At 40.1% G+C, this 1,315-nt stretch carries 1 protein-coding gene; it reads left to right on the forward strand.

Translation table 11 applies throughout. The features are described from left to right. Window positions 1–494: 494 nt before the first annotated feature. A partial coding sequence (locus tag O9324_RS21520; RefSeq protein ID WP_288141266.1) for an RNA-guided endonuclease InsQ/TnpB family protein occupies window positions 495–1,315 on the forward strand: 821 nt, incomplete at its 3' end.

Consider the following 1,315-nt stretch of genomic DNA (forward strand, 5'->3'; position numbering starts at 1 on the left):
ACCCGGCCAAGCTTTTCTGGTCGGAACCCCCTAAGCCGAGTTTTCAAGGTGCTGCGCCGTCCACTTGGTTTTCGAGACTGGCCTTTTAATTCTAACGTAAAGCCGCCGTTCTACGGCGGGGTTTCAGACCCAAAATTTCCGATGATCAATTATCAAGAGAAGCTAACATTAGTTGACCGAAAATTTGGGTACAAGCCCCGCCATGCCCGCGCAGGGTCGGGCAGCTCCATCTTAAATATGTATTGTCAACTGGTTCTTCGTTACTTGGTATGGTTCGATAGGGGGGCATAAATCGACTAAATCCTTATCTGGCAAGAGACTTAATTGATTAGTTCGCTCTAGATAAAAAACAATTAACAAAAATCGCTAAATGCCTTTCTATATAAGGGTTCCATCCCTTATAACCCCCGTCCATTGCATAACACAAACCGAAGAGCCTGTCAACTTAAGGAATTTTGTGTTAAGATGTCGATACTCGATCAAGCAATGTCAAAATGTTTGTACTAAAATACAAAGTTAAGCCAAAACCTAATCAAATAGAAGCCATTAATGAGGCAATACGGACAACCCAATTTGTTCGGAATAAAGTCCTGCGTTATTGGATGGATAATCGGGGTGTTGGCAAAACAGAGTTATTTCGGTACAACACGGCACTAAGGAAAGAGTTTAAATTTGTTGATGATTTAAACTCCCATGCTTGCCAGACTGCCGTAGAAAGAACCTTGCGGGCAATTACTCGGTTTTACGATAATTGCCAAAATAAAGTTAAAGGAAAGAAAGGCTACCCTAAGTTTAAAAAACATTCCCGTTCCGTTGAGTATAAAGTATCTGGATGGAAGCTATCAAAAGATAAACGCCATATTACCTTTACAGACAAAAAAGGTATTGGGACTCTTAAACTGATTGGCTCTAGAGATATTAATTATTATCAACCAGACCAGATTAAACGGGTAAGAATCCTTAATCGTGCCGATGGTTACTATGTGCAGTTCTGCATTAAATTAGACCCCAGAGACACGGTTAAACCTTTAACACCTTCCCAGAAAGCCACTGGGATTGATGTCGGATTAAAGTTTTTCTTAGTAGATAGCGAAGGCCATCAAATTGATTGTCCGAACTACTATCGAAAAGCTGAAAAACAACTAAACCGATTAAACAGGAAAAAGTCAAAGAAATACCGTAAGGGTAAAAAACAATCTCGTAATTATCACAAGGCTAGAAAGCGATATGCTCGGAAACATTTAAGAGTAAGTAGGCAACGAGAAGAGTTTGTCAAAAGTGTGGCACTCCGTTTAGTTAAGTCTAACGACTTAAT

The sequence above is a fragment of the Microcystis sp. LE19-84.1B genome, from assembly GCF_027531875.1.
Taxonomy (GTDB): Bacteria; Cyanobacteriota; Cyanobacteriia; order Cyanobacteriales; family Microcystaceae; genus Microcystis; species Microcystis panniformis.